We start from the raw sequence: 5,499 nt of genomic DNA, 5'->3' as shown, positions 1-5,499 counted from the left end.
AAGGGGCTTACCGTGCCTGGTCCTGTAGCATTGCCTTCGAAGCGGGTCGCACGCGGCGGCAAGGCGATCTATGGCGTGCCGCTCGGAATTCTTATGCTCGAGGCGCGTTTTCCGCGCATTCACGGCGACATGGGCAATGGAACGACCTGGCCCTTTCCTGTGCTCTATCGTGTCGTCGGCGGAGCGAGTCCCGAGAGGGTCGTGCTGAACGGCGCCGCAGGGCTGCTGCCGGACTTCATCGCGGCGGCGCGCGATCTGGTCCGGCTCGGCGCCGAGGCGATCACCACCAATTGCGGCTTCCTCTCGCTGTTCCAGCATGAACTGGCCGCGGCGGCTGGCGTGCCGGTCGCGACGTCGGCTCTGATGCAGGTGCCATGGGTGCAAGCCACGCTGCCGCCCGGCAGGCGGGTCGGCATCGTCACGGTCTCGGCCTCCAGCCTGACGCCGGCCCATCTCGAAGCTGCTTCCGTGCCGCTCGATACGCCGATCGCCGGGACGGAGAACGGCCAGGAGTTCTTCCGCGTCCTGATCAAGGCCGCGAAGGAGGATATGGATATCGAGCTTGCCCGGCATGATGTGGTGCAGGCGGCGCTGGATCTCGTCGACCGCCACCCCGAGCTCGGCGCGATCGTGCTCGAATGCACCAACATGCCGCCATATGCGGCCGACGTGCAGGCGGCCACGGGACTGCCGGTCTACGATATCTACTCGCTGATCAGCTGGTTCCATGCCGGCCTGAGGCCGCGTCGCTTCGGCTGAGGGACGACCAGCCCGTCCCGGCTCAGTGGATCTCCGGTTCCGGCACGCTGGCGGTGCCCTCCAGATAGTCGAAGTCGCACCCCTTGTCGGCCTGGCGGATATGGGCCGCCGACATCTTGCCCCAGCCGCGCGGATAGTCGCGGTCCGGCGGCGTCCAGGCGGAGAGGCGGGCGGCGATCTCGGCGTCGGTGAGATTGACCGAGATGCTGCGCGCCTCGACATCGACGCTGATGATGTCGCCGGTGCGGACCGCGGCCAGCGGTCCCTTGATATAGGCCTCCGGCGCGACGTGCAGGATGCAGGCGCCGTAGCTGGTGCCGGACATGCGGGCATCCGAGATGCGCAGCATGTCGCGCACGCCTTCCTTGAGGAGCTTCTTCGGGATCGGCAGCATCCCCCATTCCGGCATGCCGGGCCCGCCGACCGGGCCGCAATTCTTGAGCACCATGATGTGGTCGGCGGTGATGTCGAGTTGCTCGTCGTTCACCGCCCGCATCATCGCGTCGTAGTCCTCGAACACGATGGCCGGGCCGGAGTGTTTAAGCAGGCGCCCTTCGGCGGCCGAGGGCTTGATGACGCAGCCATCGGGCGCGAGGTTGCCCTTGAGCACGGCGAGGCCATTCGCGGTCGATACCGGTTTGTCGAGCGGCCGGATGACGTTGTCGTCATAGACTTGGGCGAGTGCGATGGTCTCGGCGATCGGCTTGCCTGTCACGGTCATCGCGTCGGTGTGGAGCTTGCTTTCGAGCTGCTTCAGCAGGGCCGGCAGTCCGCCGGCATAGAAGAAGTCCTCCATCAGGAAATCGCCGGAGGGACGCAGGTTCGCGACGACCGGGACGTTGCGCGAGAAGGCGTCGAAATCATCGGGCGTCAGCGGCACGCCGGCGCGGCCGGCCATCGCGACGAGATGGATGATCGCATTGGTCGAGCCGGCGACGGCCATGTGCACCGTCAGCGCGTTCTCGAAGCTCTTGCGCGTCAGGATCCGGTTGGGCGTCAGGTCCTCCCAGACCATCTCGACGATGCGCTTTCCCGCCGCGGCGGCCATGCGCGGATGGGCGGCATCGGCGGCCGGGATGGCCGAGGCGCCGGGCAAGGTGAGGCCGAGCACCTCGGCATGGCTCATCATCGTCGCGGCGGTGCCCATCACCATGCAGGTGCCGTAGGAGCGGGCGATGCCGCTCTCCATGTCCTTCCACTGGCCGTCGGTGATGTTGCCGGCTTCCTTCTCGGCCCAGTATTTCCAGACGTCTGCGCCGGAAGCGAGCACCTTGCCGGCCCAGTTGCCGCGCAGCATCGGACCGGCCGGAACGAAGATGAAGGGGAGGCCGGCGCTGCAGGCGCCCATGATCAGGGCTGGCGTGGACTTGTCGCAGCCGCCGAGCAGGACCGCGCCGTCGAGCGGGTGGGAGCGGATGGATTCCTCGGTCTCCATCGCCAGGAAGTTGCGATAGAGCATCGTGGTAGGCTTTTGGTATTGCTCGGAAACCGACATCACGGGGATCTCGATCGGGAAGCCGCCCGCCGCCCAGACCGCGCGCTTCACCGCTTCCGCACGGTCGCGCAGATGGGTGTGGCAGGGGTTGATCTCGGACCAGGTGTTGATGATGCCGATGACCGGCTTGCCCATGAACTCCTCATGCGCGAACCCCATCTGGAGGGCCCGCGAACGATGCCCGAAGGAACGCAGGTCGCTGGCCCCGAACCAGCGCCAGCTGCGCAGGGTCTCGGGCGTCTTGCGGGGGCGGGCGGACATGGGCGTTTCCTCGAATTCTTGTCGTTCTAACCGGTGCCGTGGGCGCGGGCCGGCTGATCCGGCCGGCTCGGAACCAAGCTCATCCCGTCATGAGATTCTGGCGGCGGCGCTGCGCTGCGCCCCGGGGCTGTCGGCTCGTCACTCGGCCGCGGCCTTTGCTGCGCCCCAGCCCGACACGATGCCGCGCAGCTCCGCCCGCTCGGCCTCGTTCAGCTCGGGCAGGCCGGGCAGGCGGACCGGGCCGACATCGGTGCCGAGCAGGCCGAGCGCTTCCTTGACCACGGTGACATTGGCGCCGTTGCCGTATTTGGTGCGCAGCTTCTCGAAGCCGGCGATGGCATCGACCTCCCGGCGCGCCGTTTCGTAGTCGCCGGCTTCCAGGGCGCGCCAGACGGCGAGAGAACGTCCGGGTGCGACATTGATCAGGCCCGAGGTGAAGCCGCGGGCGCCGAGCGCGTAGAAGGGCGCGGCCCAGCCCTCGGCGAGGCCGCAGATCCAGTTGGCGGAGGAGCCTTCCGTCTCGCGCACGCAATCGGCGAGCAGCATCATGTTGTTCGACGCGAATTTCACGCCGGCGACGTTAGGGTGGGTCGCGACGCGGATCAGGTCCTTCACGCCGATCGCGTCCGAGCGGATATAGGCGATGAGCGGGATCGTCAGCTCCTCCGCGATGGCGAGGATGTAGTCGGCCTGGGATTGCGGCGCGGCGAAGGGGTCGAGCGGGTGGTGCACCATCGCCGCATCGCAACCTGCCTTGGCGGCGAGCCTGCCGGTCGCAACGGCCTCGCGCAGGGACCTGCCGATGCCGGCCGTGACCAGTGCCTTGCCGGCAGCCGCTTCGGCGGCGGTGGCGTGGGAGCGTTCCACCTCGGCCGTCGTCATCGGGTAGAACTCGCCGGTATTGCCGGCCGAGACGATGTTGTGAATGCCTGCCTCGGCGATGCGCCGGACGATCCTGCCCGTCAGCGCCCAGTCCGCTTCGCCATCTGCCTTCCAAGCGGTGACATGGACGCCGGAGATGCCGCGCAGAGCGCTGCGCACCTTGTCATTCGTCATAATCGAGTCCCTCCGCGTCCGCACCGAAGACGAGCCTGACATGGGCTTTCGCCGAGCGGACGATGTGGCGGCGCATCCTGAGTTCGGCGAGCGCGGGGTCGCGCGCCAGGAGCGCCTCGTAGATGCTTCGATGCTCCTCGAAGCCGCGGCGACGTTCGCCCAGCTCGGAGTGAAGCGCGATGCGCTGGGCGTGGTCGTACATGCGCTGCCCGTCGAGGCGCCGCTCCAGATAGCTGCAGCCCGAAATGCGGTGGATCGCGCGATGATAGGCCTCGTTGAGGGCGACGAGATCGTCGAGGTCGCCATGCTCCGTAGCCTGCTCCATCTCGGCGATGAGCCGGGAGAGCTCGGTGCGGTCGCCCTCCGCCAGGTGATTGGCGGCGATATGGGCCATCACGCTTTCGAGCGCGGCGCGGCCCAGCGCCATCTCCAGCGCCTGCCGGGGAGAGAACTCGACGAAGACGCCGCGCCGCGCCTCCGTCCGAACCAGTCCCTCGCTCTCCAGCTTCCGGATCGCATCCTTCACCGGCGTCGTGCTCACGCCAAGCATCTCGGCGAGGTGGCGCTCGTTCAGCCGCTCTCCGTTGCGGAACCGCCCGGCGACGATGGCGCGGCGCAGCCGCTCGTGCACGTGCTCGCGCAGAGAGCGCAGGAGGTCGGGGGCGACGGGTTCTACGGCAGGTTGCAACATCACGGATCCGGAGCGGCGGGCTCCGCATCCTCGGACAAGCCGGATGGGGACCCGCTGGGCTGGGGCATCAAACAGCACAATCCGGATGCGCGGGCAATCTGAAATTTCAGATTTCAAACCTCAGAACCTGTGCTATCCGTCAGGCAAGCGCCCGCCATGAGGCGCAAGGCGGATTGTCCGCGCCCGGGAGGAACGAAACCGATGAGCATCAGCCGCAGAACGATCATTGCCGCAGCCTGCCTGGCGGCTGCCGGCCCCGCCTTTGCACAGGGCGAATACCCGGGCAGCAAGGTCGTCACCATCGTCGTGCCCTTCGCGGCCGGGGGCACGACGGACCTGCTCGGGCGCATCCTCGCCGACAGGCTGGGGCAGCGCCTCGGCGGCAAGTTCATCGTCGAGAACCGCCCCGGCGCCGGCGGCAACACCGGCGTCGCCGCCGTGGCGCGTGCGCCGGCGGACGGCTACACGCTGACGATGGGCACGGTCTCCAGCCACGCCATCAACCCGGCCGTCTACGCCAAGCTGCCTTTCGACCATATCAAGGATTTCGCGCCGATCTCGCAGGTGGCGAGCGTCCCCAACATCCTGATGGTGAACATCGACCTGCCGGCGAAGAGCGTGCCGGAGCTGATCGACCTGCTGAAGAAGAATCCGGGCAAGTATTCGTTCGGGTCGTCAGGGGCGGGCACTTCGACCCATATGGCGGCCGAGCTGTTCAAGGTTTCGACCGGCACCGACATGGTGCATGTGCCCTATCGCTCGAGCGGGCAGGTGACGCAGGATCTCCTCGCCGGCCAGATCCAGATCACCTTCGACAACATCACCATCGCCTGGCCGCATGTGCAGGATGGCAAGATAAGGGCCCTGGCGACCGCCACGCCGCAGCGGCTGGACGTCGCCAAGGACATGCCGGCGCTGGCAGAGTTCATCCCGGGCTACGACGCGAGCTCGTGGCACGGTTTCTTCGCGCCGTCGGGCGTGCCGAAGGAGATCGTCGCGAAGCTCTCGACCGAGACGCAGGCGATCATGCGCGAGCAGGCCGTGATCGACCAGCTCAAGAAGCTCGGCGTCGATCCGGTCGGCTCAAGCCAGGAGCAGTTCACCGCCCATATCGCCTCCGAGACCAAGCGCTGGGCCGAGGTGGCGCAGAAGGCGAATGTGAAGATCGAGTGAGGCGCCGCCTGCTCGGAGCCCTCACGCGGCTGCCGCCCTGACGATGGTCTCCGTGAGCCAGCGC

General features: G+C 67.6%; 5 protein-coding genes. 2 read left to right on the top strand and 3 right to left on the bottom strand.

Features of this window, described 5'->3' with window-relative positions:
* Positions 1–30 precede the first annotated feature (30 nt).
* The gene (locus ACIPIA_RS09545) at positions 31–759 is read left to right on the top strand and encodes an aspartate/glutamate racemase family protein (protein WP_400508898.1); all 729 of its coding nucleotides are present in this window, start codon (positions 31–33) and stop codon (positions 757–759) included.
* Between the two features lie 22 nt (positions 760–781).
* Here ACIPIA_RS09545 and araD read toward each other — a convergent pair whose 3' ends face one another.
* The 3 genes from araD to ACIPIA_RS09530 all read right to left on the bottom strand — a co-directional run bounded on the left by araD (position 782) and on the right by ACIPIA_RS09530 (position 4,262).
* A complete protein-coding gene (araD, locus tag ACIPIA_RS09540; protein WP_400508896.1) occupies positions 782–2,515 on the bottom strand; it encodes an L-arabinonate dehydratase in 1,734 nt (577 codons plus the stop codon).
* A 138-nt stretch (positions 2,516–2,653) separates the two neighbouring features.
* Positions 2,654–3,571, bottom strand: coding sequence for a dihydrodipicolinate synthase family protein (locus tag ACIPIA_RS09535; protein ID WP_400508895.1), 918 nt, complete (start codon positions 3,569–3,571; stop codon positions 2,654–2,656).
* Entirely contained in the window at positions 3,561–4,262 is a 702-nt protein-coding gene (locus tag ACIPIA_RS09530; protein WP_400508893.1) for a GntR family transcriptional regulator, read from the bottom strand. The genes ACIPIA_RS09535 and ACIPIA_RS09530 overlap by 11 nt, the downstream gene beginning before the upstream one ends.
* Positions 4,263–4,463: 201 nt before the next feature.
* Between ACIPIA_RS09530 and ACIPIA_RS09525 the strand changes: the two genes are divergently transcribed.
* A complete protein-coding gene (locus ACIPIA_RS09525) occupies positions 4,464–5,435 on the top strand; it encodes a Bug family tripartite tricarboxylate transporter substrate binding protein (RefSeq protein ID WP_400508891.1) in 972 nt (323 codons plus the stop codon).
* Positions 5,436–5,499 lie beyond the last annotated feature (64 nt).

Source organism: Allobosea sp. CER48, from assembly GCF_044752385.1.
Taxonomy (GTDB): Bacteria; Pseudomonadota; Alphaproteobacteria; order Rhizobiales; family Beijerinckiaceae; genus Allobosea.
This window is presented reverse-complemented; position numbering and strand designations above follow the sequence as displayed.

What these genes read in the sequence shown, in the direction of transcription:
- araD (WP_400508896.1), bottom strand. Translation starts at nt 2,515, where the DNA reads ATGTCCGCCCGCCCCCGCAAGACGCCCGAGACCCTGCGCAGCTGGCGC.
- ACIPIA_RS09535 (WP_400508895.1), bottom strand. Translation starts at nt 3,571, where the DNA reads ATGACGAATGACAAGGTGCGCAGCGCTCTGCGCGGCATCTCCGGCGTC.
- ACIPIA_RS09530 (WP_400508893.1), bottom strand. Translation starts at nt 4,262, where the DNA reads ATGTTGCAACCTGCCGTAGAACCCGTCGCCCCCGACCTCCTGCGCTCT.
- ACIPIA_RS09525 (WP_400508891.1), top strand. Translation starts at nt 4,464, where the DNA reads ATGAGCATCAGCCGCAGAACGATCATTGCCGCAGCCTGCCTGGCGGCT.